This is a genomic window from Erythrobacter litoralis, assembly GCF_029760855.1.
GTDB classification, from domain to species: Bacteria; Pseudomonadota; Alphaproteobacteria; order Sphingomonadales; family Sphingomonadaceae; genus Qipengyuania; species Qipengyuania litoralis_A.
The window spans coordinates 139,474-163,239 of record NZ_SOSI01000004.1 but is presented as its reverse complement, the minus strand read 5'-3'; the positions used below and the strand labels follow the sequence as shown (position 1 = coordinate 163,239).

General features: G+C 64.2%; 25 protein-coding genes. 11 read left to right on the top strand and 14 right to left on the bottom strand.

What is annotated here, in order from left to right:
• Nucleotides 1-21: 21 nt before the first annotated feature.
• The 7 genes from E3U23_RS09115 to galU form a co-directional block, all read right to left on the bottom strand.
• Complete coding sequence (locus E3U23_RS09115; RefSeq protein ID WP_279350934.1) at nt 22-645, bottom strand: YqiJ family protein; 624 nt, start codon at nt 643-645, stop codon at nt 22-24.
• Nucleotides 646-817: 172 nt separating this feature from the next.
• The gene (locus tag E3U23_RS09110; protein WP_279350933.1) at nt 818-2,368 is read right to left on the bottom strand and encodes an acyl-CoA synthetase; all 1,551 of its coding nucleotides are present in this window, start codon (nt 2,366-2,368) and stop codon (nt 818-820) included.
• A gap of 156 nt (nt 2,369-2,524) precedes the next feature.
• On the bottom strand, nt 2,525-3,184 hold the full coding sequence (locus tag E3U23_RS09105; protein ID WP_279350932.1) for a M23 family metallopeptidase: 660 nt from the start codon (nt 3,182-3,184) through the stop codon (nt 2,525-2,527).
• 138 nt (nt 3,185-3,322) lie between these two features.
• Complete coding sequence (locus E3U23_RS09100; protein ID WP_279350931.1) at nt 3,323-4,117, bottom strand: ferritin-like domain-containing protein; 795 nt, start codon at nt 4,115-4,117, stop codon at nt 3,323-3,325.
• On the bottom strand, nt 4,114-4,584 hold the full coding sequence (locus E3U23_RS09095) for a peroxiredoxin (protein WP_279350930.1): 471 nt from the start codon (nt 4,582-4,584) through the stop codon (nt 4,114-4,116). The genes E3U23_RS09100 and E3U23_RS09095 overlap by 4 nt, the downstream gene beginning before the upstream one ends.
• Nucleotides 4,581-7,265, bottom strand: coding sequence for a bifunctional [glutamate--ammonia ligase]-adenylyl-L-tyrosine phosphorylase/[glutamate--ammonia-ligase] adenylyltransferase (glnE, locus tag E3U23_RS09090; RefSeq protein WP_279350929.1), 2,685 nt, complete (start codon nt 7,263-7,265; stop codon nt 4,581-4,583). Before glnE ends, E3U23_RS09095 begins: the two co-directional genes overlap by 4 nt.
• Before the next feature lie 2 nt (nt 7,266-7,267).
• A complete protein-coding gene (galU, locus tag E3U23_RS09085; protein WP_279350928.1) occupies nt 7,268-8,143 on the bottom strand; it encodes a UTP--glucose-1-phosphate uridylyltransferase GalU in 876 nt (291 codons plus the stop codon).
• An 89-nt stretch (nt 8,144-8,232) separates the two neighbouring features.
• Between galU and murA the strand changes: the two genes are divergently transcribed.
• Both murA and E3U23_RS09075 read left to right on the top strand, forming a co-directional pair.
• The gene (gene murA / locus E3U23_RS09080) at nt 8,233-9,516 is read left to right on the top strand and encodes a UDP-N-acetylglucosamine 1-carboxyvinyltransferase (RefSeq protein WP_279350927.1); all 1,284 of its coding nucleotides are present in this window, start codon (nt 8,233-8,235) and stop codon (nt 9,514-9,516) included.
• A 69-nt stretch (nt 9,517-9,585) separates the two neighbouring features.
• Nucleotides 9,586-9,813, top strand: coding sequence for a hypothetical protein (locus E3U23_RS09075; RefSeq protein WP_279350926.1), 228 nt, complete (start codon nt 9,586-9,588; stop codon nt 9,811-9,813).
• Between the two features lie 52 nt (nt 9,814-9,865).
• On the opposite strand, the gene E3U23_RS09070 is transcribed toward E3U23_RS09075, so the two are convergent.
• Nucleotides 9,866-10,096, bottom strand: a complete 231-nt coding sequence (locus E3U23_RS09070) for a ribbon-helix-helix domain-containing protein (RefSeq protein WP_279350925.1) — start codon at nt 10,094-10,096, stop codon at nt 9,866-9,868.
• A gap of 84 nt (nt 10,097-10,180) precedes the next feature.
• On the opposite strand from E3U23_RS09070, the gene E3U23_RS09065 reads away from it, so the two are divergent.
• Complete coding sequence (locus E3U23_RS09065; protein WP_279350924.1) at nt 10,181-10,936, top strand: helix-turn-helix domain-containing protein; 756 nt, start codon at nt 10,181-10,183, stop codon at nt 10,934-10,936.
• Nucleotides 10,937-10,988: 52 nt separating this feature from the next.
• Here the strand turns inward: E3U23_RS09065 and phbB are convergent, their stop codons facing one another.
• On the bottom strand, nt 10,989-11,714 hold the full coding sequence (gene phbB, locus E3U23_RS09060; protein ID WP_279350923.1) for an acetoacetyl-CoA reductase: 726 nt from the start codon (nt 11,712-11,714) through the stop codon (nt 10,989-10,991).
• A 129-nt stretch (nt 11,715-11,843) separates the two neighbouring features.
• Nucleotides 11,844-12,617: a hypothetical protein gene (locus E3U23_RS09055; protein ID WP_279350922.1), complete on the bottom strand. Its 774-nt coding sequence runs from the start codon at nt 12,615-12,617 to the stop codon at nt 11,844-11,846.
• A gap of 319 nt (nt 12,618-12,936) precedes the next feature.
• On the opposite strand from E3U23_RS09055, the gene E3U23_RS09050 reads away from it, so the two are divergent.
• The 4 genes from E3U23_RS09050 to E3U23_RS09035 are packed head-to-tail and all read left to right on the top strand — an operon-like array spanning nt 12,937 to nt 17,469.
• On the top strand, nt 12,937-13,386 hold the full coding sequence (locus E3U23_RS09050; RefSeq protein ID WP_279350921.1) for a DUF3576 domain-containing protein: 450 nt from the start codon (nt 12,937-12,939) through the stop codon (nt 13,384-13,386).
• A 50-nt stretch (nt 13,387-13,436) separates the two neighbouring features.
• Entirely contained in the window at nt 13,437-15,941 is a 2,505-nt protein-coding gene (gene leuS, locus E3U23_RS09045; RefSeq protein ID WP_279350920.1) for a leucine--tRNA ligase, read from the top strand.
• Entirely contained in the window at nt 15,941-16,429 is a 489-nt protein-coding gene (lptE, locus tag E3U23_RS09040) for an LPS assembly lipoprotein LptE (RefSeq protein WP_279350919.1), read from the top strand. Before leuS ends, lptE begins: the two co-directional genes overlap by 1 nt.
• Nucleotides 16,426-17,469 (top strand): DNA polymerase III subunit delta, encoded by a 1,044-nt coding sequence (locus E3U23_RS09035; protein WP_279350918.1) that lies wholly within the window; start codon nt 16,426-16,428, stop codon nt 17,467-17,469. Before lptE ends, E3U23_RS09035 begins: the two co-directional genes overlap by 4 nt.
• A 21-nt stretch (nt 17,470-17,490) precedes the next feature.
• Here E3U23_RS09035 and E3U23_RS09030 read toward each other — a convergent pair whose 3' ends face one another.
• Genes E3U23_RS09030 through E3U23_RS09020 form a run of 3 tightly spaced genes read right to left on the bottom strand, consistent with a single transcriptional unit; the run spans nt 17,491 to nt 19,361 of the window.
• Nucleotides 17,491-18,051: an LptA/OstA family protein gene (locus tag E3U23_RS09030; protein ID WP_279350917.1), complete on the bottom strand. Its 561-nt coding sequence runs from the start codon at nt 18,049-18,051 to the stop codon at nt 17,491-17,493.
• Nucleotides 18,051-18,719, bottom strand: coding sequence for an LPS export ABC transporter periplasmic protein LptC (locus E3U23_RS09025; protein ID WP_279350916.1), 669 nt, complete (start codon nt 18,717-18,719; stop codon nt 18,051-18,053). Before E3U23_RS09025 ends, E3U23_RS09030 begins: the two co-directional genes overlap by 1 nt.
• Before the next feature lie 24 nt (nt 18,720-18,743).
• Nucleotides 18,744-19,361: a ribonuclease D gene (locus tag E3U23_RS09020; protein WP_279350915.1), complete on the bottom strand. Its 618-nt coding sequence runs from the start codon at nt 19,359-19,361 to the stop codon at nt 18,744-18,746.
• Nucleotides 19,362-19,441: 80 nt separating this feature from the next.
• Here E3U23_RS09020 and E3U23_RS09015 point away from each other — a divergent pair, with 80 nt between their 5' ends.
• The 4 genes from E3U23_RS09015 to E3U23_RS09000 all read left to right on the top strand — a co-directional run bounded on the left by E3U23_RS09015 (nt 19,442) and on the right by E3U23_RS09000 (nt 22,316).
• Complete coding sequence (locus E3U23_RS09015) at nt 19,442-20,125, top strand: uracil-DNA glycosylase (protein WP_279350914.1); 684 nt, start codon at nt 19,442-19,444, stop codon at nt 20,123-20,125.
• 79 nt (nt 20,126-20,204) lie between these two features.
• Complete coding sequence (locus tag E3U23_RS09010) at nt 20,205-21,056, top strand: UDP-2,3-diacylglucosamine diphosphatase (RefSeq protein ID WP_279350913.1); 852 nt, start codon at nt 20,205-20,207, stop codon at nt 21,054-21,056.
• Nucleotides 21,053-22,087, top strand: a complete 1,035-nt coding sequence (locus E3U23_RS09005; protein ID WP_347710017.1) for a glycosyltransferase family 4 protein — start codon at nt 21,053-21,055, stop codon at nt 22,085-22,087. Before E3U23_RS09010 ends, E3U23_RS09005 begins: the two co-directional genes overlap by 4 nt.
• 55 nt (nt 22,088-22,142) lie before the next feature.
• Nucleotides 22,143-22,316, top strand: a complete 174-nt coding sequence (locus tag E3U23_RS09000) for a hypothetical protein (protein ID WP_279350912.1) — start codon at nt 22,143-22,145, stop codon at nt 22,314-22,316.
• A 5-nt stretch (nt 22,317-22,321) separates the two neighbouring features.
• Here E3U23_RS09000 and E3U23_RS08995 read toward each other — a convergent pair whose 3' ends face one another.
• Nucleotides 22,322-23,758 carry a glutamate synthase subunit beta gene (locus E3U23_RS08995; RefSeq protein ID WP_279350911.1) on the bottom strand — a complete coding sequence of 479 codons (1,437 nt, stop codon included), beginning with the start codon at nt 23,756-23,758 and terminating at the stop codon, nt 22,322-22,324.
• Between the last annotated feature and the right edge of the window lie 8 nt (nt 23,759-23,766).

Below are 23,766 nucleotides of genomic sequence, written 5' to 3'. Positions count from 1 at the left end.
CCCTCCTCAATACCCCCAGGGTCAGTTCAGCGGCGACAGGCGGCGCTCTGCCAGCGCAGTCGCAAAAAAAGTGTTGTTCTCCCGCCGGACGAGAACGATTTCATCTCCGGCGTGAAATTCAGACGCAGTTTCGTGCGGTTCGACCATCACGAAATGGCTTTGCCCATGCACATCGCGCACCTTGGCGCGGGCAGGCGAGCCGCTGCGGGCCACGCCTTCGGTAATCCGCGCGCGGCGACCGAGCAAAGTATCGGTGCTGACCGCGCTGGTTTCGTCCTTAGGCAGGATGCGACCGACCGGGCGGGCCAGAACCCCCGTCACCGGCACCGCTGCCCCGCCTGCGATCAGTCCTGCCAACCACGCATCAAGCGGGTTGCCGGTCAGGCTGGCGGCGAAGTCCTGCAGGCTCACGCCGATGCCGGCGAAGAAAAGCAGGAAAATCACCAGCCATACGGTGAGCGGTATCCGCCCAAGGCCGAGCAGCGTCAGTAGCCCCTCGACAGGACCGGCCGAAACCTCCGCATCTGCATCGGTGTCGAGATCGAAGTCGATATCGAGAAAGCCGAGCAACTGGATCACAAACAGCACCAGCATCAGGCCGAGCGCGACGGCGAACGGCATGTTGTACGGTTCGAGCAAAGTCATGTGTCCCCCCTTTTTCCCGATGCGGGAAAACGCGCCGTCAGCCGGAGCCGAAAGCGCATCGTCCTACTGTTGTAATCATGTGGTTCACCTAGCAGAAAGCCGGCGATTTGGGTAGAAAAATCGGGAACGCTATTACCGATTTCGTCGATCCGTCGGCGCGCTCCGCAGAACGTTATCCGGCGCGTTCGGTCTCTTCTTCGGCGCGGCGCGCGTATTCGTCGCGCAGTTCGCGTTTGTAGAGCTTGCCGTTCGCCTCGCGCGGCAATTCGGCGCGGAAGTCGAACAGTTTGGGCATCTTGATCCGGGCAAGTTCCGGCGCGAGATAATCGCGCAATTCGGCCTCCAACGCCTCGCCCGCGGTATCCATCCTTACCGGCTGCACCACGGCGACGACCTTCTCGCCGAAATCGGGGCAGGGCGCACCGATGACTGCCGCATCCATTACCTTCTCATGCGCCACCAGCAGGTTTTCGATCTCCTGCGGGTAAATGTTAACCCCGCCGGAGATGATCATGTGGCTCTTTCGATCGGTGAGGTAGAGGTAACCGTCTGCGTCCAGATGGCCGATATCGCCCAGCGTCATCCAGCCTTCCGGGTGCATGGCATCGGCGGTCTTTTCGGGATCGTTGTGATAGGTCGGAATGGTGTCGTTCTCGAAGAACAGCTGCCCGTCCTCGCCCGGCGGCAATTCCTCGCCATCGGGTCCGCAGACATGGACCTTGCCGTGGATCGCCTTGCCCACACTTCCGGGATGCGCCAGCCAGTCCTCGCTCTTGATCAGCGTCATGCCGATGCCTTCGGATCCGGCGTAATATTCGATGATGATCGGCCCCCACCATTCGATCATCTCGCGTTTGACCGGCACCGGGCACGGCGCGGCAGCATGAATTGCGCGTGCGTGGGTCGAAAGGTCGTATTTCGTGCGGAGTGCCGGGTCTAACTTTAGCATGCGTACGAAGTGCGTCGGCACCCACTGACTGTCCGTCACCCCGTATTTCTCGATTGCGGCCAGTGCCGTTTCGGGATCGAACTTCTCCATGACGATCACAGTCGCGCCGAGCCGATGCGCCGTGGTGCACCATCCCAATGGCGCGGCATGGTAAAGCGGAGCGGGCGAGAGATAGACCATCGAGCCGTCCGACGGCCAGCCGGCGCCCATCACGGCAAGCCCCACCAGCGGGTTCGTCGCGAGGATATCGTCGCTCTCGGGCGGCGCGGGGCGGACGCCTTTGGGCCGGCCTGTCGTACCGCTCGAATATAGCATGTATTGTCCGGGGGCCTGATCCGCGATGGGCTCGCTACTTTGCGCAGCGAGCGCGGCCCGGTAATCCTCGCCGCCATCTCCGCCGACGACGAGCAGGGGCACATCGGCGCAAGTCTTGCGAATGCCCGCCGCCACTTCGTCGAAAACGCGCGACGTTATCAGCAGCTTCACGCCTGCGTCTTTTAGAATGTAGCAGATTTCCGGTGCGGTCAGCCGCGTGGAAATGGGCACGATCATCGTGCCTGCGCGCTGCGATCCCCATACGATCTGGAGATGATCCGCGCTGTTTTCCATCAGCACGGCGACGTGGTCGCCGCGCTTCAATCCGCGTGCGCGCATCAATTGGGCGAAGCGATTGGCGTAGGCGTCCATCTCGCCATAGGTCACCGTCTCCCCGCTGCCCGCCATGACGATGGCGGGGTGATCGGGGCGCGTCTGCGCGTGCGTAATCGGATGCATGGCCGGCCTCTCTTCGGGGCAGCCTCGTTGGCGGGCCGCTCTCCGATCAAATTTGCGTTGCGAAAGACTACCCGTCGTGCGCGCACACACAAGAAAAAAGGCGCCGGGTCGCCCCGACGCCTCAGTCCGTCCGTTTCCGATAGGAGACGGTGTGAATTACTCTCCGGTCGCGAGCGCGAAGGCCTGCTGCGTCTGCGATTCGATCATATAGGGCACGGGATTGACCGCTTCGCCGTCGACCCGGACTTCGTAATGAAGATGCGGACCGGTCGAACGGCCGGTCGATCCGACATAACCGATGATGTCGCCCTTCTTGACCGTCGCGCCGGTCGCCACGGCGATACGCGACATGTGGGCATAGCGGGTCTGGATGCTGCCGCCATGTTCGATCGCGACATAATTGCCATAGCTCGAGAACGGGCCGGCCCGGCTGACCGTGCCATCCGCCGTCGCATAGATCGGGGTGCCGATCGGGGCGGCAAGGTCGATGCCCTTATGGCCCATGCGGCGGCCGAGCACCGGATGGGTGCGGGTGCCGTAACCGCTGCTGAGGCGGGCATGTTCGACCGGCATACGCGACGGGACCGTGACGATCGGACCGGCGAGGACTGCTGGCTGGTTGGGATTTTCCCATTTGGCGAAAAGTTCCTGGAACTGCGCATCGTCGCCCGGAACCTGATTTTCGGCGACCTTGGACATGTCGATCGCTCCGGCTGCCGCGGCGGCGGTCGCCTCTTCGGCTTGGGCGGGTGCCGCTGCGATGCCGAAGGTTGCCGTGGTTGCCGCGATGGCAAGCGTGATGCGCTTGTTGATCATGTCTAACCCGTCCAAACGCGCGGTTTTCCGCGCTTTCTCTATGCCCGAACGGCGGCCCCCGCCGCATGTTCGAGCTTTCCCAAATCCGCCGGAACCCCCCGGCAAGTCGTGAGTTGGAATTAACGGGCTAAAAGTTAATCAAGCAAGACCGGCGTAAAAGGCGCGCGATAAACCGGCCATCGAACGCGCCGAGTCGTTGAACGGCGGCTTCAGCCCTCCCGAAAAGTATCGCCTGACCAAATTCCGCCACAATTTCTGGGGGTTTTCGTCGTCGTCCCGGCACGTTTCATGGAAATGCCTTGTGCCGATCGCTACATGGCGAATCTCGTCGTCAAGGATTCGCTGTAAGATCCGCGCGCCATTTTCGTCGCCCTGCCGCTTTATGCGTTCGAGCGTAGCGGGCGTAACGTCGAGCCCACGCGCTTCGAGCACCATGGGCACGATGGCCAGGCGGGCCTTTACGTCATGCGCCGTGCGCGCGGCGCTTTCCCATAAGCCGTCATGTACCGGAAGCGCCCCGTAGCAGGATCCGAGCGAACGTAATTTGCGATCGAGCAGGGCGAAATGCATCGCCTCGTCGGCAGCGACGGAGAGGAAATCCGACATGAACTGCGGACCGCGTTGTTCGCCGAACCGGCCGGCCATATCGAGCGCGAGGTCGATTGCCACAAATTCAATATGCGCGAGTGCATGCCACAGCGCGATGCGACCCTTTTCGCTGCCGCCCTTCCCGCGCTTCGGCATCTTTCCCGGCGCGGCCAGATGCAGATCGCGGGGCCAGGCCGGGCGGTCGGGCATAGCGCACTCGAACTGCCATTCCAGGCGCTCCATCCGCCAGTCGCGCGCTATGGTGCGGGCGGCGAAAACCTTCTCCTTCGCTTCACCCGTCAACAAAGCCTCGCGAATGGCGCAAGATAACGAGCGCGTACTCATACCGCTCGTGCGGCGTCCAGCACCTGCGCCGCGTGATCCATGACGCGAACGTTGGGCCAGACCCGCAGGATCGTCCCGCTCTCGTCCAGCAGGTAGGTCGTGCGAACCATACCCATATAGGTGCGGCCATAATTGGTCTTCTCGGTCCAGATGCCGAGCGCGTCCGACAAACCGCCCTCCTGCGCATCGGTCGCGAGGTCGACGGTGAGATCGTGCTTCTCGATAAAGTTGCGATGCTTGCGCGCCGAATCCTTGCTTACGCCCAGCAGCGCGACGCCGGCTTTCTCGAAATCCGGCTTGAGCGCGGAGAAATCGGTCGCTTCGGTGGTGCAGCCGGGGGTGTTGTCCTTCGGATAGAAGAAAATCACCGCCTTGCGCCCGGCAAGATCGGCCTTCGTTATCGTGCCGCCATCCGGCGTTTCCATCGCGAATTCCGGAAAAGCGTTACCCGCTTCATACTCGCTCATGCTTCCAACTCCAATTCCTGGCCGAACACCTGCCGCCATGCCTCTGCCACAACGTTCCGTGCCCTTGCGAATGCGGTTTCGAGCGCGGCGTAATCCTCCGCGCTGCACAGTCGGGCCAGCAAGGCGCAGGCATACTCGCCCGGCGGCTGCAGATCGGGCGCGATCAGGCGGGTACTGACCAGCAGCCGGGTCATCAAGTCGTGCGCTTCGCCGAGAGACGCCGGGAGGAGACCCTGCTCGGCCGTGGCCGCGATCGCCGCGCCGAGATCGGGCGTTAGCCCCACCGCGTCGCGAAGTTGCAGCGCGTGGACGAGGAATTCGAGATCGACCAGCCCGCCGCGAAGAAGCTTGGCGTCGAGCGGGCCTTTCGGCGATTTGTGCCGCGCCATCTCGGCTCGCATCTCCAGCACGCTTTCGAACAGCGCATCGCTCTCGCGCGACCGTTTCAGCACGCTGCGGATTGCCTGCTCCAGCGCCGCGCGATCGCCTTCGCCGCCGGTCAGCGCCCGCCCGCGAGTGAGCGCCATGTGCTCCCATGTCCAGGCGTCTTCCTCCTGATATCGCGCGAAGCTCTCAGTGCTGACAGCGAGCGGCCCTTGCGCACCTTGAGGGCGAAGCCGCGTATCGACTTCGTACAGCGCGCCTTCCGCCGTCGGGACGGACAATGCCGCGGTCACCCGCTGGGCGAGGCGATTGAAATACAGTGTCGCGCCAAGCGGACGCTCGCCATCCGATTCGTCCGTATGCGATCCGGTGAACAGGAAAATGAGATCGAGGTCCGAGGCATGGGTCAGCATGCCGCCGCCGAGCCGTCCCAGTCCGAGAATGATCAGATCACCGCCCACGATGATGCCGTGACGTCGCGCGAATTCCCGGCTTGCGGCCTGCTGCGCTGCGAGAAGGGCGGCTTCGGCTACTCGTGAAAGGGCTTGCCCGACATCGAGCGGATCGTGCTTGCCTTCGAGCAGTTGCACGCCGAGCGCGAACCGCGTTTCGCCGGTGACGATGCGGATGCGATCGAGCGCGTCCTCGTACGTGTCGCCGCGCTCATTCTGCTGCATCTGCTCGACGAGTTCGGCGACGCTTCCGGGAAAGTCCAGCGCGGTGCGATCGATCAGCGTATCGAGCAGTTCCGGTCGGCGAGCGAAGGCGTCGGCGAGCGGCTCAGACAAGGTCAGGATATCGACGACGAGCTGGAAGAGGCCCGGACGCGCCTGCAGCAGACGGAACAGGTTGATCGCCGACGGCATGCGTGAAAGCACCGTCTCCCACCGGGCGACCGCACGCGTCGGATCGGACGAGCGGGCAAGCGCCGCTTCGAGCTCGGGGCGGACCTCCTCGAATGCTTCGATCGCTGCGCTGCTGCGCAACGGCTGGTAGCGCCCGTCCGTCCAATGGGAAATGCGTTCGCCAAGGTCGGCATCCAAGATGGCGCCGGTGCCCTCCGCTTCCAGATGAAGCGCCGAACTCGCGACCGAGATACGGTCCTCGTCGAGCAGAGCATCGTAGGCCTCGGCTACCGGCGCGGCCAACTCGCACACGTGCTCAACTAAAGCGCGACCGTCGGCAAGGCCGTGCAGCTTCGCCACATTGTCGAGCGCCTCGCCGGAGGGAAGCGAGTGGGTCTGGCGATCGTCCACCATCTGGAGCCGGTGCTCAATCGTCCGGAGTCCGTCATAGCTTTCGCCAAGCGCCCGCGCAGTACGGGGTTCGATTCGCCCGGTTGCCGCCAAGGCGTCGAGCGTGGCGCGGGTGCCTCTTGTGCGCAACGTCCGGTCGCGGCCCCCATGAATAAGCTGGTGGGTCTGAGCGAAGAACTCGATCTCGCGAATACCGCCACGCCCCAGCTTGAGATTGTAGCCGGGCTCCGGTTCGCGCGGCCCGGCGGTCTTCTCGCGGATGCGGTGGGTGAGGCGTCGCACCTCGTTGATCGCCCCGAAATCGAGGCTGCGTCGCCAGACGAAGGGGCGGATATGATCGAGAAATGCCTCGCCTGCCGCGATGTCTCCCGCGCAAGCGCGGGCCCGGATAAAGGCGGCGCGCTCCCATGCGAGCGCCGATCCCTCGTAATGCGTGATCGCACCGCCCAGCGGAATGGCGAGCGGGCTGACCTCGCTCGCCGGTCGCAGTCGCAGATCGACGCGAAAGACGTAACCATCAGGTGTGACTTCGGAAAGCAGGCGCACCGTCTCACGGGCATAGCGCTGGGCCGCTTCGCCCGGTTCGTCCCGTTCGCGGCGGGGCAGGCGCGCGGGATCGTAGAGCAGGATGGGATCGATGTCGGAGCTGTAATTGAGTTCGCCCGCGCCGTGCTTGCCGAGTGCGAGAGCGATGAACCCAGCCGGCTCGGCCTCTGGCACTCGGCGCGTTATTGCGGCTTCGATGGCGCGGTGCAGCGCCCGGTCTGCGAAGGTCGAAAGCTCGCGCATGACCTTGCCGAGCGAGAACCCGCCCGTAAGATCGCCGATGGCGAGCACAAGGGCGAGCGCATTCTTTTCGAGCCGAAGCGCGCGCATGGTGTCGCCCGCATCGTCGCCCGCATGTTTGGCGCGCTGCAAGGCATCTTTCCCCGCCCCCGCATCCAGCAAGTCGGCGAGTTCGGGGAAGCGGTCGAGGTTGCGGACAAGGTATGGCGCATGGGCTCGCGCCCGCCCGATCGCGCTTTGCCAATCCGCACCCAAGGTCAGCGTGCCAGCAGCCGCTCCGCAATGTCGCGCACGTCCGCGCCCATGTCTTCGCGCTCCAGAGCCAGTGCCAAGGTTGCTTCGACGAAGCCCACCTTGCTACCGCAATCGTAGCGACTGCCTTCGAAGGTGACGGCGTGGAAAGGCTGGTCGCCGATCATGCGCGCCATCGCATCGGTCAGCTGGATCTCGCCGCCCGCGCCCTTGCCCTGATCTTCCAGCACTCGCATCACTTCGGGTTGCAGGATGTAGCGACCGGAAATGATCTTGTTCGACGGCGCATCCGCCACGGCGGGCTTTTCTACGAGACCGGTCACCTCGGTCAGCGTGTCGCTTTTCACTTCACCCGGTGCGATCACGCCATAGCTCGAGACCTCCTCCTGCGGCACTTCCAATACCGAGATGAGGTTGCCGCCGACATCGTTATACGCCTCGACCATCTGCTTGATACAGCCCGGCTTGCCGATCATCAGCTCGTCTGGAAGGAGGATGGCGAAGGGGTCGTCGCCCACGATGGCGCGAGCGCACCAGATCGCGTGGCCGAGGCCGAGGGGAACCTGCTGACGCACGGTGATGATGTCGCCGGGGGTCGCTCGGGTCGGGTCGAGAACGGAGAGATCCTTGCCGCGCTCTTCCATCGTCGTTTCCAGTTCGAAAGCGATGTCGAAATGTTCGACGATAGCTGTCTTGCCCCGGCCGGTAACGAAGATGATCTGCTCGATCCCCGCTTCGCGCGCTTCGTCCACCGCATACTGGATCAGCGGCCGGTCGACGATCGGCAACAATTCCTTCGGGATTGCTTTGGTGGCGGGGAGGAAACGCGTGCCTAGCCCGGCGACGGGGAAGACGGCTTTCTTGATCGGTTTGTGGGTCATGAATATGGCCTATGTAAGCAGAATGGCGCGGTCAATCGGGAAGCATACCTAACCCTTGCTCCGCTGCCATCCAGCGCTAGGACTAGTGCATGGACAAACTCGTAATCAACGGCGGCACGCGCCTTTCCGGATCGATCCCGATTTCCGGCGCGAAAAACGCCGCCCTCACGCTCATTCCCTGCGCCCTGCTGACCGAAGAAGCGGTGACGCTGCGAAACCTGCCGCGGCTTGCCGATATCGATGGGTTCCAGCACCTGATGGGCCAGTTCGGCGTCAGCCACACGATCCCCGGCAAGCGGCCCGAGGAGTTCGGCCGCAACGTTACCCTCGAGGCGATGCGGATTACCAGCTCGGTCGCGCCGTACGACTTGGTGCGCAAGATGCGCGCTTCGATCCTCGTGCTTGGTCCGCTGCTTGCGCGGACGGGCGAGGCGACCGTGTCGCTGCCCGGTGGGTGCGCCATCGGCAACCGCCCGATCGACCTGCACCTGAAAGCGCTGGAAGCGTTCGGAGCCGAGATCGAACTGGCGCAAGGTTATGTGAGGGCCAGCGCCCCCGATGGCGGCTTGCCGGGGGGCGAGTTCGACTTTCCCGTGGTCTCGGTCGGCGCGACGGAGAATGCGTTGATGGCCGCCGTCCTCGCGAACGGAACCAGTAAGCTCATCAACGCCGCGCGCGAGCCCGAGATCGTCGATCTGAGCAAGCTGCTCACCGCGATGGGGGCGGATATCGAAGGCATCGGCTCGTCCGAACTGACGATCCACGGCGTCAAGAAGCTTCACGGCGCGACTTATCGTGTCATGCCCGACCGGATCGAGGCCGGCTCCTATGCCTGCGCTGCGGCCATAACCGGCGGCGAAGTGCGGCTAGACGGTGCGGATGCGGACGACATGGCTTCCACCATCCATGCCTTGCGCAATATCGGCGTGGAGGTCGAAAGCGACAAGGGCGGCGTCAAGATCGCGGCCAACGGCAAGCTGAAGGCCCACAATCTCACCACTGCGCCGTTCCCGGGCCTCGCCACGGATATGCAAGCGCAGCTGATGAGCCTGCTGTGCATGGCGGAAGGGACCAGTGTGCTGACCGAAACGATCTTCGAGAACCGCTTCATGCACGTGCCCGAACTGGCCCGCATGGGCGCGGATATCGAAACCTCGGGTCGCACCGCAATCGTGCGCGGGGTGGAGGAGTTGACCGGAGCCGAAGTGATGGCGACCGACCTGCGCGCTTCGATGAGCCTCGTGATCGCCGGATTGGCTGCAAAAGGCGAGACGACCGTTCGCCGCCTCTACCACCTCGACCGCGGATATGAGCGGCTGGAAGAGAAGCTCCAACTGGTCGGCGCGGATATAGAGCGGGTCGGCGACGATTAAACGCTGCACGCCGGACCCTTCCGCCACGCCGAACGTTTGATGGGCACACGATTTCGAAAGGAAAACAATATGCTTCTCAAACTCGCGACGCTCGGCGCCATCGGCTACGCTGGCTACAAGTATTACGAAAGCTCGCAGCGTGACCGCAACGGCGTAGCATTTGCCGACGGTCAGCCCCGCGGCGCCTTCCGCGATGCCGGTTCCGAAGCGACGGCAACTCGCGGTGACACGATGAGCGCCACCGACGAAGCGCTCGACGAGACCTATCCGGCGAGCGACGCGACCGCCAAATACTGAGGGTCGCTCTTTAATTCGAAAGACGGCGGCAGGAGCGATCCTGTCGCCGTTTTCATGTGCCGTGTGTAACGAGCCAGACGCGGATTGCGCTGGCGAGACCCGGCGGCGTCTCGGCCCTGATCCGCTCCGCATCGATCCGCGCGACCAGCGCGTTGACGGGTACATCTTCTCGCTGGGCGGTCGCGATCAGCATATCCCAGAACACCGGTTCGAGACTGATCGAGGTGCGATGCCCTTCGATCCTCACCGAATATTTGCGGGGCGGATGATACGGCGCGGTCATAGGCCCGCTTAACAGCGCAGCGCGGAAGCCCCACGAATTATTTGGGGTGTGCGGCATGGCTGACGGGGCATAAGCCCCAAGGCCATGACCGACGGGATCGCAGCGCTAACTGACAAGGAGAAAGAAAGCCTGCGCCTCATGCTGCTTGGCCACGATGCCAAGTCGATGGCGCGCGAGCTCGATCTTTCGGTACATGCGATCAACGACCGGTTGCGCTCGGCCCGGCGCAAGCTGTCCGTCACCAGCAGCCGCGAGGCCGCGCGGCTGCTGCTTGAAGCCGAGGGGCCACCCCCGGAATTGCTTGTGGGCAAGGATTTGGGGGATGGTCCGGCGGATCATGGGCCACAATCTCCAGCACAGTCCGAAGCGCGTCGTCCCGAAGCGCGGGACCGCAGGCGGATCGTCGCCTGGAGTATCGGAGCAACACTCATGTTTTCAGCCATTCTTGCACTTGCCCTCGCCGGGGGCCTTCCCGGAACCGGCGTTTCCGGCGAACCGTCATCGTCCGAATACACGCAATCCGCCGAAGCTGCCGCACGCGACTGGCTCCAACTCGGAGACGAAGGAAACTGGGAAGCGGGCTATGAAGGAACTGCGGCGGCATTTCGCGAGGCCAATACGCTGGACGTATGGACCGAGGTTTCGCAGACGGTTCGTGCGCCTTTGGGAGAAGCCCTATCGCGCTCCCTGCGTTCGGTCGAGGCACCGCCGACTCCACAGGGCTATGTGATCGTTACTTACGATACGCGGTTTGCCGAAGCCGACGAAACCAAGGTTGAGACCCTTTCGATGCAAAAGGAAGGCGGTGCGTGGAAGGTCGCGGGGATTTACATCGAATAAGCAGGTCAAATGCCGGCGGACGCGATGTTCGCTCCGCCGGCTCCCCCTACTCTTAATACATATGCTGACCGCCATTGATGCTCATGGTCGAGCCGGTGACAAAGCCCGCATTTTCGCTGCACAGGAAGGCGACGCCGCGTGCGATTTCCTCGGCTTGGCCGAGGCGGCCGACCGGAATCTTGGCAACGATCTTTTCCAGAACGGCATCGGGCACGGCGGCCACCATGTCGGTGTCGATATAGCCCGGTGCGATGGCGTTCACCGTGATGCCGAAGCGCGCGCCTTCTTGGGCCAGCGCCTTGGTGAAACCGTGGATGCCGCTCTTCGCCGCCGCGTAATTGACCTGTCCGTATTGCCCTGCCTGGCCGTTGATCGAGCCGATATTGACGATCCGGCCCCAACCGCGCTCCTTCATGCCGGGGAATGCCGCCTTCGCCATGTTGAAGCAGCCGCCGAGATTGATGCGCATGACTTCGTTCCAGTCGTCGAAGTCCATTTTGAGCAACGTGCCGTCGCGCGTGATGCCTGCATTGTTGACGAGCATATCGATCGAGCCGTGTTCTTCTTCGATCTTCTTGCAGCCGGCCACCGCCGCCTCATGGTCGCCCACGTCGAACTTCACCGTCTGGATGCCCGTCCGGTCGGAAAAGGCTTTGGCGGCATCGTCGTTGCCGGCATAATTAGCGATCACGGTCGCGCCGAGATCGTCGCGCAGCTTTTCGCAAATGGCCTTGCCGATACCGCGCGTTCCGCCGGTGACGATGGCAACCTTACCCATGATCCTTCTCCGTATGCTCGATTGTTGTCGCAACGCTCTATGCGAGAGAAGGGACGCGCGACAAGGCGTTTCTGCGGCGATGCCGTAACGTCGGGAAATCGAGGAATGGAGCGGACCGCGGCGGCCGGATCAGAACTTGATCTGCGTGCCCACGTAGACGGCCTGATCGTCCTCGACGCCATCGGTCAACGGCGCGAGGCGGTCGCGATCCTGCGAAAGGCGAACACCAGCGGTAACGTCGAGATTGCGACTGAGGCGATAGGAGGTTCGCAGATCGAGCCGCTGCTCACCCGCGCCTTCGATCGTGAGCGGCGCGCGTCCGGCGAGATCCTGCTGTTCGAGGGCGACCCGCGACTGGAAGCGGCTGGGCTTGCCCTTGCGTTCGGTCTTGAGTTCGCGAAGATCGGGCATCGAGAAATCGCGCACGGCGATCTCGGCGTTCGACGTACCCATCGATGCCTTCGAGGCGGGCGCCGCGAAGCTCTGATATCCGCGCGCGATACCGAGATTGTAGCGGCTCGACGAAATCGTCGGTGCGCTATCGCCTGTCTTCGGCGCGTTCATAACCTGATCGATGGCGGAGCGGCCGCCGATCGAGCGGGCGATATTCTCATCCACACGCACCGCAAAGGTCACCGTGCGGTCGCCGGCCGGGCGCGGCTTCGTTGCCGGGGTGAACCGCAGCGCGTCTTCACCCACCAAAGCCGCAACCTTGCGCGCTAACGTCGGGTCGACACCGGCAGGCGTAAAAGGAAGGAAATCGATGTCCGCACTATCAGCGGCGACAGTCTGGTTCGCGGCAACAGCGAGCCCGGCGCCGGGCAGAGCGAATGCGCAAATCGCACCAGCCAGCACGAGCGGAGATAACCGCCCCATGCCCTTGCTGATCCGTGTCTTGCCCATCGAACGTCCGCACCCTGTTATCGCACCGGTTCGTATGAATACTTCGCACGAGCGGCTGAATGGTTCCTGAGCCGACTTAAAATCCGACTCCATGACAAGGAGATAGGCACCTCCGACCAGTCCTGCCACACCTTAGCCGCGATGAGATGATGAAACTTCGAAGGTGTGACGATTCGCGCACACCGCGTTGGAGGATTAAGCGGCGGTTCACGGCTGCGGCTCTTTGTAAGGCGTTCAACCCGGCTCCCTTGCTCCTGCTGTCATACGGACTATAGAGCCGCCGCATATTTCCTTTTTCCGATCCTTCGAAGGACCGTCCATGCGCGTATCGATCCTCAACCGCCGCCCCGTTCTCATCGCCTCGCTCGTACCCGCGATCGCGGCCGTGACGGCTTGCGGTGGGAGCGACCGTCCGCGCGCCGACCTCGCGGCCTCGCAGGTGTCGACCATCGGGGTGAATTCCTATCTGTGGCGCGCCTCGCTCGAAACGGTGAGCTTTGCGCCGTTGCTTCAGGCCGACAGCGCTGGCGGCGTCATCGTCACCGACTGGTATTCGCGCGCAGAGAACCCGAACGAGCGGGTAAAGATGACGGTGACCGTGCTCGATACCGATCTGCGGGCCGATGCGGTGCGCGTCGCCGCCAGTCGTCAGGTCAATCAGGGCGGGCAGTGGACCGATGCGCCGGTGCAGGCAGCAACGGTGCAGAAGCTGGAAGACATCATCCTTACGAAGGCGCGCGAACTTCGCCGTCAGGCGATCGCTTCGTAGGCCACGCCGGACCTTCCATTTACGCGCAGAATGCCTAAGGCATCGGCGCCATGAGCGATACCCGTTTCGATCCGGCTTCGGCCGACCCACGCTGGCAGGCCGCGTGGGAGAATGCCCAGACCTTCCGCGCCGACAGCGATAGCGCGAAGCCCAAGAGCTACGTGCTGGAGATGTTCCCCTATCCCAGTGGGCGCATCCATATCGGCCACGTCCGAAATTACACGATGGGCGACGTACTGGCGCGCTACAAGCGGGCGACCGGGCACGAAGTTCTGCACCCGATGGGATGGGACGCGTTCGGCATGCCGGCGGAAAACGCGGCGATGGAAAAGGGCGTGCATCCCGGCGGCTGGACGCGCGACAACATCGAACACATGAAGGCGCAGTTGAAGCGCCTCGGCTTCGCGCTCGACTGGAGCCGTGAACTGGCGACCTGTGAGCCGGACTATTACGGCCACGAACAGGCGCTGTTTCTCGACCTGTACGAGGCCGGATTGGTCTATCGCAAGGAGAGCGAGGTCAACTGGGACCCGGTAGACATGACCGTGCTTGCCAACGAACAAGTGATCGATGGCAAAGGGTGGCGCAGCGGCGCCCCGGTCGAACGGCGCAAGCTGGCGCAGTGGTTCCTGAAGATCACCGACTTTGCCGAAGACCTGCTGGAAGGTCTGGGCGGCCTCGACAACTGGCCCGACAAGGTCAAGCTGATGCAGGAGAACTGGATCGGCAAGTCGCGGGGGCTCGAGTTCAGCTTCGACCTCTCGAACGGCGAGACGCTGCCGGTCTATACTACCCGGCCCGACACCATCTTCGGCGCGAGCTTCGTGGCGGTCGCCGCCGACCATCCGGTCGCCCAAGCGCTGGATAGCGAAGCGGCGCGCGAGTTCATCGCGTTGTGCAAGCGCGGGGGCACGACGGCGGCGGAGCTGGAAACGGCCGAAAAGCTCGGTTTCGATACCGGCATCACGGCCAGACATCCGTTCACCGGCGCGGACCTGCCCGTCTATATCGCGAACTTCGTGCTCATGGATTACGGGACCGGTGCAATCATGGCGGTACCCGGCCACGACCAGCGCGACTTCGAATTCGCCACCAAATACGACTTGCCGATACCCCGCGTCGTTGCGCCGGGCGTCGAAGAAGCCGGCAAGCCGTTCGACGGCGAGGCCGAGGCAGGCGAGGGCGTGCTCGTCAATTCGGACTTCCTCGACGGTATGGCCGTTGACGATGCCAAGCGCGAGATCATAACTCGCATCGAGGCGCAGGGACGGGGCGAGGGCAAGACCGTGTGGCGCTTGCGCGATTGGGGCGTCAGCCGCCAGCGCTATTGGGGCACACCGATACCCTTCATCCACTGCGAGACTTGCGGCGTGGTCCCCGCGCCGAAGGACAGTCTGCCGATTACCCTGCCCGAAGACGTCGACTTCAAAACGCCGGGCAATCCCCTCGAACGCCATCCGACCTGGAGCAAGGTCGACTGCCCGACCTGCGGCGGCGCGGCGCGGCGCGAGACCGATACGCTCGACACCTTCGCCGATTCGAGCTGGTATTTCCTGCGCTTCGCCAGCCAGCCTTCGGGTAAGCCGTTCGACCGCGACGAGATCGCCAAATGGCTTCCGGTCGACCAGTATATAGGGGGGGTCGAACACGCGATCCTGCACCTGCTCTATGCCCGTTTCTGGACTCGAGCGCTTGCCCGCATCGGCCTGATCGACGTGAAGGAACCCTTCGCCTCGCTGTTCACGCAAGGCATGGTGACACACGAGACTTATCAGCTCGGCGATGGCAGCTATCTCAGCCCGGATCAGGTCCGCAAGAACGGAAGCGACTGGGTTCGGATCGAGGATGGCGCACCCGTCGATGTGGGCCGCGTCATCAAGATGTCGAAGTCGAAGAAGAACGTCGTCGACCCCGACACCATCATCGACCACTACGGTGCGGATGCGGTGCGCTGGTTCATGCTCAGCGATAGCCCGCCCGAGCGCGACCTGCCGTGGTCCGAAGCCGGAATCGAAGGCTGCTCGCGCTTCGTCCACCGGCTCTGGCGGCTGTTCTCGGCTTACGATCCCCAAGCGCAAGGCGAGGACAAGGCGCTCGACCGCCGCACGCATCAGGCCATCGCCGCCGTCGCCGACGACATCGAATCGTTGGGCTTCAACAAGGCGGTCGCGCGGATTTACGAACTTACCGGCGCGGTCGAGAAGGCCCAGCCGTCCGCTAGCCGCAGCGCCGCGATCCGCACGCTGGTGCAGCTCGCCGCGCCGATGATGCCGCATTTGGCCGAAGAGGCGTGGGCAGCGATCGGGCAGGATGGTATGGTCGCGGACGCTCCTTGGCCCGAGGTCGATCCGGCGCTGCTGGTGGAAGACGAGGTCACCATCGCCGTGCAGCACAAGGGCAAGCTGCGCGATACGCTGACTGCACCCAAAGGCGCCTCGAAGGAAGCACTGGAAGAGATGGCGCTAGCCAGCGAGAAGGTGCAGCGCAGCCTCGACGGGGCGGCGGTGCGCAAGGTCATTGTGGTGCCGGACAGATTGGTGAATATCGTCACCTGATGCGCGCCGTCCTTGCCCCTCTCGCCCTGCTCACTCTGTCGGCCTGCAGTCTTTCGCCCATGTATGCCGGCGGCGGCAGTGGAGAAGTGGCGCGCGGATTGGCAGCGGTCGAAGTGGCGCCGATCGAGGGGCGCGCCGGCTGGCTGATGCGCAATGCCCTTGCCGACAGGCTCGGCGCGGCGGGGGCAGAGAGCCCCCGCTACCGGCTCGACGTCCGGCTCGACGACGAACTCGAAGCGCTCGGCATTCTCGCCGACGATACGGTGAGCCGCGAACGCCGCACCTTGCGCGCCCGCTATCAGCTGGTCGACATTGCGAGCGGCGAAATCCTGCTCGACGCGACCGACGGGAGCGATGCCGGGATCGACGTCGTCTCGAGCGAATACGCCACTATCGCGGCCGAACAGGCCGCGCTCGAAAACCTCTCGCAGGTCTTGGCGGACGAGATCGTGACGCGCCTCTCGCTGACGCTCCGCCGCGCGCAATGAAGCTGACCAGCCGCGATTATGCGGCGAAGATTCGCGGCGCGGCGGCGTCGTGCGGCATCTTCTTCTTCTGCGGACAGGATGAGGCGGGGGCCAGCGCCGCCGCGGCCGACCTTGTCGCATTACTGCCCGATACGGGCGAGCGGGTGGAGATGAGCGGCGCGGAACTGCGCCCCGATCCGGCCAAGCTTGGCGACGAAGCGCGCTCCACCTCGCTATTCGGCGACAAGCGGCATATCTGGGTCCGTGTGTCGGGCGACGAGGCTTTGGCAGCCCTGCAGATCCTCATCGAAACCGGCGAGGCGGGCGCGGGCGATGCGTGTCCGGTCATCGTCGTCGCCAGCGGCGCGACCGACAAGTCGCGCACCGCCAAGCTGCTGGAAAAGCGCAAGGATGCGCTGGTTGCCCTGTTCTATCCGCCCGACCTGCGCTCTGTCACACAGGCCGTGCGGGCAATGGGCGATGCGGCGGGCGTGCGCCTCGATGGCGGCACGGCGGAGCGGATTGCGCGCGGCGCAAACCTCGATGTGAGGCTCGCGCAGAGCGAGGTTACCAAGCTTTCCACCTATCTCGACGCCTCGACGCAGGCCCCCAAGAGCGCGGGCCCGGACGATCTCGACGCAGTCGGCGCGATCAGCGAGGACGACGGGTTCATGCCGCTCGTCAACGCGGTGCTCGCGGGGCAGGGCACGAAAGTCGGCACCGAGATCGCGCGGATGCGGCATCTGGGCATGAACCCGGTCGGCACGCTGCTGGCGGTAGAGCGGCGCGCGGCGCAACTGGCGCGCATCGGCGCGGCGCTCGGCAATCGGCGCTACGGCGATCTCGACAAGGGCGAGAAGGCGCGGCTCGGCATCTTCTGGAAGGAAGAGCGCGAGATCGGCGAACAGGTTCAGCGCTGGCGCGGCGACCGACTCGACCGGCTTACGCTCGGCCTGACCCGGCTGCATCGCGAAATGCTGACCAACAGCCAGGCGTCGGAATTGCTGCTGGCGCAGGGGCTGACGAGCCTAGCGCAGCTTGCGGGGGCCGGGCGGCGCTGAGCGCCGCCTGCCGTCAGGGTGTCAGTCGTTGTTGTCGGGTACCGAGAACGAGCCCGTCACCCGGCCGCCTGAACTCTGGCTGCTCGTCCCCCCGACGGACGATCCGCCGCTGGCATTGCCGTCTACGCTGGACACCCCGCTCGCAAGGTCGATCACCAGCCGGCCACCGTTCAACGTGTCGCCGCCGCGATTGAGGCGGACATTGCCGGCCATCGTAATGATCCGGCGGTTGAAATCGTACACCGCATTGTCGCCCCGCGCCCGCTCGTTACCGCGCTGCACATCGACGCCGCCGGTTGCCAAGATGCGCTGGATGCGCAGCGTTCCGGCGTCCGTGTAGTTTACCACGGTGCGCGCCGCATTGAGCGAGAGGCCGGCCTGCGTGATCCGAACGTCGCCCGAGAGCACGACACGGTTCTGCCGGTCCTGCAACTCGATCCGGTCGGCAGCATAAGAGACGGGCGCATTTGAATTGTGCCCGCCGAGCCCTTGTGCGCTCAACGTAATACCAGCCATCGCTGCCGCCGTCAGCACGAAACCGCCGAGTGCGGAGCGGATCATCACGGGCAGGCGTGTCGTCATCAGGGCATCCTCATCTGGCCGGGCACCATGCGCAGGCGTGCGTCTCCGCTCAAGGTTACGGTGCGAGCACCGAGATCGGCATCGAGCCGGTTTGCGCGGAATGTGCCGGCGGGCACCGCACCTTCGACGCCGCCCGCGCCGGTCAGGTGCTTGTCTTTCAGGTCGAGCGAGACGCCGCGCGCCGTCATCCGGTATCCATCGGCTGCGGTGAATTCCATCGGCCCGGCGAGCGAGACGACGGATTGATCGATATCGTACTGCCCGCCGCCTGCTTCCACGCGCGCGGGGCCTTCCGGTAGCAGGATGCGCGCGATGAGATCGTCCATCCGCACGATGCCTTCGGCGCTGGAACGCTGCACCGCTTCGCCCGCGGTCAGGGAGAAGGGCCGGCTCTGATTGTCCTGCCCACGATAGAGCGCATTATCGACGCGCAGGCGGTCCTTCACGACTGCGACCTTGTTGCGATCGAGCAGAAAGCTAATCTCTCCCCGCGGGCTAAGCGGGGTAATAATCATTAGCGCGGCAAGCACCCCCATCGCCATCGGCAGCGCGCGCGACAGGAAACGGACCAGGCGATCGTGGCTGCCACCCGGGGCGGCGAACCGCTGCCGGCGGGAACGCAGCGCTTGGGCCTGCTGCGTCTCGATCCGGGCCTTGGCGAAGGACATGAGGTGGCTTTGCTCCGCCGCGCCTTACGCGTGGCTGAAAATGTCGTGATCCGCCCAGCCGGCGATGTCGAGCCGGGCGCGGGTGGGAAGGAAGTCGAAACAGGCCTGCGCCATGTCCATGCGGCCTTCACGCTCGAGCCGCGTGTTCAGTTCCTCGCGCAGGGCATGAAGATAGCGCACATCGCTTGCCGCATAATCACGCTGCGCTTCGCTCAAATCCGGGCCGCCCCAATCCGAACTCTGCTGCGCTTTGGAAATGTTCTGGCCGAGCAATTCGTCGACGAGGTTCTTAAGGCCATGCCGGTCGGTATAAGTACGCACCAGCTTGCTGGCGATCTTGGTGCAATAGCAGGGGGTCGCCTCCACTCCGAGATAATACTGGATCGCGGCGAGATCGAAGCGGGCGAAATGGAACAGCTTGAGGCGCGCAGGATCAGCCAGCACGGCGCACAGATTGGGCGCATCGTATTCGCTGCCGGGATTAAAGCGGACGAGATGCTCGTCGCCCCTGCCGTCGCTGATCTGGACGACGCACAACCGGTCGCGCGGGGTGACTAGGCCCATCGCTTCGGTGTCGACGGCGACGGGTCCGGGCGCGAGGACGCCTTCGGGAAGATCTTCTTCGTGGAAATGCACTGCCATGCCCCGCGCCTTAGGCGACATGGGGATAGTAGGAAAGGAAACTCTGGCGGAGGCGCGCGGCGGGGTGCATCGCATGGTCCATGTTGCAGGATGTGCCCAAGGATTGGCGCGGCGTACTGGCGCCGGTCTTGGAAAGCGCGCGAGGGGAGGCGCTTGGTCGGTTTCTCGCGGCGGAAGAGGCGGCGGGAAAGGCGATCTATCCCCCGCCCGCCGATCGGTTTCACGCGCTGCATTTATCGCCGCCGGATGCGGTCAAAGCCGTCATTCTGGGGCAGGATCCCTATCACGGGGCCGGGCAGGCGATGGGGCTGGCATTCTCGGTACCCGATGGCGTCAAGCTGCCGCCGAGCCTCAAGAACATCTACCGCGAGATGGAAAATGACCTCGGAATTTCGCCGCCACGGTCCGGCGATCTGACAGCGTGGGCGCGGCAGGGCGTCCTGCTGCTGAACACATCGCTCTCGGTGGAAGCAGGTACGGCCGGCAGCCATGCGAAGCGCGGATGGGAAGCGGTGACGGATGCCTGCATCGCCGCGGTCGCGCAGTCTGGCAGACCCACCGTATTCATACTGTGGGGCGGCCATGCGCAAGCCAAGGCTCCGCTGATCGAGGCGCAGGGCGGCAGACAGCATGTGCTTATCGAAACCCCCCATCCAAGCCCGCTTTCCGCCTATCGCGGCTTTTTCGGGTCGCAGCCGTTCAGCCGGACCAACGCATTTCTCGAAGCGCATGGCCGCGAACCGGTCGACTGGCGACTCGATTGACCTCAAACCGTCATAGCGCCCGCAAGCTGTAACCTTGGCGCGCTTAACCCCTCCGCGAGACGAAGCGGGAGGCGGCGCGATGACGCAACTGGATTACGCAGGACAGGCGAAGGTTCTATCGAAGACGAACAAGCAGGTGGGCCCTTCGGGCGCGCCGCGCCGCCGCTATCGGGCAATCTGGATTTCCGATGTGCATCTCGGCACGCGGGGCTGCGCTGCGGACATGCTGATCGATTTTCTCGACCATTGCGACAGCGAATATCTCTATCTCGTCGGCGACATTATTGACGGCTGGCGCATGAAGCGTCGCTTCTACTGGCCCGAGCGCCACAACGCGATCGTGCGGCGGATCATGAAGCGCGCCAAGCGCGGGACGCGGGTAGTATACGTCCCCGGCAATCACGACGAAATGTTTCGCCAGTTCTCGGGCATGGACTTCGGCGGCGTGGAAATCCGCCGCTCCGCTCGCCACGTGACCGCCGACGGGCGCCGCCTGCTGGTGCTTCACGGCGACGAATTCGACGCGGTGGTGATGGGCCATCGCTGGCTCGCCTTCCTCGGCGATGCGGCGTACAACTTCCTGCTCACCCTCAATGTCGTCATCAACGCCGTACGCCGCCGGCTGAACCTGCCGTTCTGGTCGCTTTCCAAGCATGCCAAGCACAAGGTGAAGGACGCGGTCGCCTTCATCGGCCGGTTCGAGGAAACCGTTGCCACCGCCGCTCGCAAGCACGGGGTCGACGGCGTTGTGTGCGGCCATATCCACACCGCAGAGGAACGCGATTTCGACGGTATCGCCTATTACAACGATGGCGACTGGGTCGAAAGTTGCACCGCGCTGGTCGAACACGAGGACGGGCGCATGGAAATCCTTCACTGGGCGGACGAAGTTGCCGCCCGCACCGTTACCACTATAAGAAAGGCCGCATGATGCGCATTGCCATCGTTTCCGACGCATGGGAGCCGCAGGTCAACGGCGTGGTGCGCACACTCCAGGCGACATGCGCCGGGCTTGAAGCACGCGGCCATACGGTCGAGATCATTGGGCCGGACCGCTTCCCGTCCATGCCCTGCCCGACCTATCCCGAGATACGCCTTGCTCTTGCAGGCAAGGTAAAGATTGCAAAGCACATCGAGGATTTTGCGCCTGATGCGTTGCATATCGCCACCGAAGGTCCGCTCGGCTGGGCGGCGCGGCGCTGGGCGAAAAAGCGGGGCCTTCCGTTCACCACCGCCTTTCACACGCATTTCCCCGAATATGTCCGCCGCCGCACCGGTCTCAGCCCCGCCTTCATCTGGAAACTCATGCGCCGCTTTCACGCATCTTCCAGCGCGGTCCTGTGCGCGACGCCCATGCTGGCGAGCGAACTCGCTTCGCGCGGAATTGCGCACACCCATCGCTGGAGCCGCGGCGTCGACCTCGCGGCCTTTTCGCCCGACGGTCCGCTGGACGATGGCATGGTGGCGGCGGCGGGGTTCCAGCGGCGATTGCTGTATGTGGGTCGACTTGCGGTAGAAAAGAACCTCGAAGCCTTCCTCTCGCTCGACACCGGCGCGGCAAAGTTCGTGATCGGCGACGGGCCGCAACGCGCCGAACTCGAACGCCGCTATCCCACCGCGCACTTCCACGGTAGCCGCACGGGCGAGGCGCTGGCCGCCGCCTATCGCACGGCCGATGTCTTCGTCTTCCCCAGCCTCACCGACACGTTCGGCCTCGTGATGATCGAGGCACTGGCCTGCGGCACCCCGGTCGCCGCGTTCGACGCGATGGGTCCGCGCGACGTTCTCGACCGCAGCGTGGGCGCTACCGGCCCCGATCTCGCCGCCAATATCGAACGCGCTGCCAAACGCGACCCCGCTGCCTGCGCCCGCTACGCCCAGAGCTACAGCTGGGACGCCGCGACCGATCAGTTCGAACGCGCTTTGCGGCGGTTCGACGGGGTAACTTCGCGCGCCGCCTGACCGACAGCGCCCCAGGGACTTACAATTCCTGCGGCACACGGGGTAAAGCCGGTCCATGGCCGCGCTCGGATGTTTCCTGCTGCTTCTCTGTCCGATGGTGGGCGCGATCGTCGGCGCATGGCTGGCTGGGACGCACGGCATGACGATCGGCGCCGTCGCCGGATTGCTGGTTGCCGTCGTCGCCTGCGTTGTGCCCGGCGTCGCCCTGCTTAAAGCACGCCGACGCTAGCGCGCCTAGCGCGGCAGCTCGCTCTTGCCCATCAGCGCTTCGTCCACCGCGCGGGCGGCTTGCCGACCTTCGCGGATCGCCCAAACGACGAGGCTCTGGCCCCGACGCATGTCGCCGCAGGCGTAGACGTTCGGCTCGCTGGTGGCGTAGCGCCGTTCGTCGGCCTTCACATTGCCGCGCTCGCACAGCTCGACGCCGGCGCGATCCAGCAATCCGCGCTTCAGCGGGCCGGTAAAGCCCATTGCCAACAGGATGAGGTCGGCGGGGAGGATGAATTCGCTGCCCGCGACTTCCTTCATTTCGCGGCCTTCCCATTCGATCCGCACGCATTCGAGGCCGGAAACGTCGCCGCCTTCCTCGATCACGCGCTTGGCGAGCACCGCCCAGTCGCGGTCAGCCCCTTCCTCGTGACTGGACGAGGTGCGCAGCTTCATCGGCCAGTTCGGCCAGGTCATCAGCTTGTCCTCCTTTTCCGGAGGCTTGGGCATGATCTCAAGCTGGGTGACGCTCTTCGCGCCTTGGCGGTTACTGGTGCCGACGCAGTCGCTACCGGTGTCACCGCCGCCGATTACGATGACGTCCTTGCCGGTGGCCGTCAGACTGCCACGCGGGGCGGCGCGCACTTCGTCGTCGCCTGCATTGCGCTTGTTCTGCTGGGTTAAGAATTCCATCGCGAGGCGCACACCGGGCAGCTCGGCGCCGGGCACGTCGAGCTTGCGCGCATCCTCCGCGCCGCCAGCCAGTACTACTGCATCGAAATTTTCTTTCAGCGCCGCGAAGCTGACTTCGACGCCCACTTCAGCGCCGGTTTTGAACTGCACGCCTTCGGCTTCCATCTGCACCGCGCGGCGGTTGATGAGGTGCTTTTCCATCTTGAAGTCGGGAATGCCGTAGCGAAGGAGGCCGCCGATCCGGTCGCTCTTTTCAAACACGGTGACCGCATGACCGGCGCGGGCAAGCTGCTGCGCGCAGGCGAGGCCGGCGGGTCCGCTTCCGATCACCGCGACCGATTTGCCGGTCTGCTTTTCCGGCACTTGCGGTTTGACCCAGCCTTCCTTGAAGCCGCGGTCGATGATCGCGCATTCGATGCTTTTGATCGTCACCGGCGCATCGACGATGTTGAGCGTGCAGGCCGCCTCGCACGGGGCGGGGCAGATGCGTCCGGTAAATTCGGGGAAGTTGTTGGTGGAATGCAGCACTTCCAATGCGTTACGCCAGTCGTCTTCGTAGACGAGGTGGTTCCAGTCCGGGATGATGTTGTTCACCGGGCAGCCGTTGTGACAGTACGGAATGCCACAATTCATGCAACGCGCGGCCTGTTTCTGCAGCGCCGCCTCGTCGTGCGGGACGACGAATTCCTTGTAGTGCTTCAGCCGCTCTTGCGGATCGGCGTAGGTACGCTCTTCGCGCTCGAATTCGAGGAAGCCGGTTTCCTTGCCCATATCGTAAT

Excerpts from the sequence above, each read along its gene's own strand:
- E3U23_RS09105 (WP_279350932.1), bottom strand. The coding sequence starts at position 3,184 with ATGATCAACAAGCGCATCACGCTTGCCATCGCGGCAACCACGGCAACC.
- E3U23_RS09025 (WP_279350916.1), bottom strand. The coding sequence starts at position 18,719 with ATGTCCTTCGCCAAGGCCCGGATCGAGACGCAGCAGGCCCAAGCGCTG.
- murA (WP_279350927.1), top strand. The coding sequence starts at position 8,233 with ATGGACAAACTCGTAATCAACGGCGGCACGCGCCTTTCCGGATCGATC.
- E3U23_RS09095 (WP_279350930.1), bottom strand. The coding sequence starts at position 4,584 with ATGAGCGAGTATGAAGCGGGTAACGCTTTTCCGGAATTCGCGATGGAA.
- phbB (WP_279350923.1), bottom strand. The coding sequence starts at position 11,714 with ATGGGTAAGGTTGCCATCGTCACCGGCGGAACGCGCGGTATCGGCAAG.
- galU (WP_279350928.1), bottom strand. The coding sequence starts at position 8,143 with ATGACCCACAAACCGATCAAGAAAGCCGTCTTCCCCGTCGCCGGGCTA.
- E3U23_RS09005 (WP_347710017.1), top strand. The coding sequence starts at position 21,053 with ATGATGCGCATTGCCATCGTTTCCGACGCATGGGAGCCGCAGGTCAAC.
- E3U23_RS09075 (WP_279350926.1), top strand. The coding sequence starts at position 9,586 with ATGCTTCTCAAACTCGCGACGCTCGGCGCCATCGGCTACGCTGGCTAC.
- E3U23_RS09020 (WP_279350915.1), bottom strand. The coding sequence starts at position 19,361 with ATGGCAGTGCATTTCCACGAAGAAGATCTTCCCGAAGGCGTCCTCGCG.
- E3U23_RS09030 (WP_279350917.1), bottom strand. The coding sequence starts at position 18,051 with ATGACGACACGCCTGCCCGTGATGATCCGCTCCGCACTCGGCGGTTTC.
- E3U23_RS09070 (WP_279350925.1), bottom strand. The coding sequence starts at position 10,096 with ATGACCGCGCCGTATCATCCGCCCCGCAAATATTCGGTGAGGATCGAA.
- E3U23_RS09035 (WP_279350918.1), top strand. The coding sequence starts at position 16,426 with ATGAAGCTGACCAGCCGCGATTATGCGGCGAAGATTCGCGGCGCGGCG.
- lptE (WP_279350919.1), top strand. The coding sequence starts at position 15,941 with ATGCGCGCCGTCCTTGCCCCTCTCGCCCTGCTCACTCTGTCGGCCTGC.
- E3U23_RS09100 (WP_279350931.1), bottom strand. The coding sequence starts at position 4,117 with ATGAGTACGCGCTCGTTATCTTGCGCCATTCGCGAGGCTTTGTTGACG.
- E3U23_RS09050 (WP_279350921.1), top strand. The coding sequence starts at position 12,937 with ATGCGCGTATCGATCCTCAACCGCCGCCCCGTTCTCATCGCCTCGCTC.
- E3U23_RS09000 (WP_279350912.1), top strand. The coding sequence starts at position 22,143 with ATGGCCGCGCTCGGATGTTTCCTGCTGCTTCTCTGTCCGATGGTGGGC.
- E3U23_RS08995 (WP_279350911.1), bottom strand. The coding sequence starts at position 23,758 with ATGGGCAAGGAAACCGGCTTCCTCGAATTCGAGCGCGAAGAGCGTACC.
- E3U23_RS09015 (WP_279350914.1), top strand. The coding sequence starts at position 19,442 with ATGTTGCAGGATGTGCCCAAGGATTGGCGCGGCGTACTGGCGCCGGTC.
- E3U23_RS09115 (WP_279350934.1), bottom strand. The coding sequence starts at position 645 with ATGACTTTGCTCGAACCGTACAACATGCCGTTCGCCGTCGCGCTCGGC.
- E3U23_RS09110 (WP_279350933.1), bottom strand. The coding sequence starts at position 2,368 with ATGCATCCGATTACGCACGCGCAGACGCGCCCCGATCACCCCGCCATC.
- E3U23_RS09065 (WP_279350924.1), top strand. The coding sequence starts at position 10,181 with ATGACCGACGGGATCGCAGCGCTAACTGACAAGGAGAAAGAAAGCCTG.
- E3U23_RS09055 (WP_279350922.1), bottom strand. The coding sequence starts at position 12,617 with ATGGGCAAGACACGGATCAGCAAGGGCATGGGGCGGTTATCTCCGCTC.
- leuS (WP_279350920.1), top strand. The coding sequence starts at position 13,437 with ATGAGCGATACCCGTTTCGATCCGGCTTCGGCCGACCCACGCTGGCAG.
- E3U23_RS09010 (WP_279350913.1), top strand. The coding sequence starts at position 20,205 with ATGACGCAACTGGATTACGCAGGACAGGCGAAGGTTCTATCGAAGACG.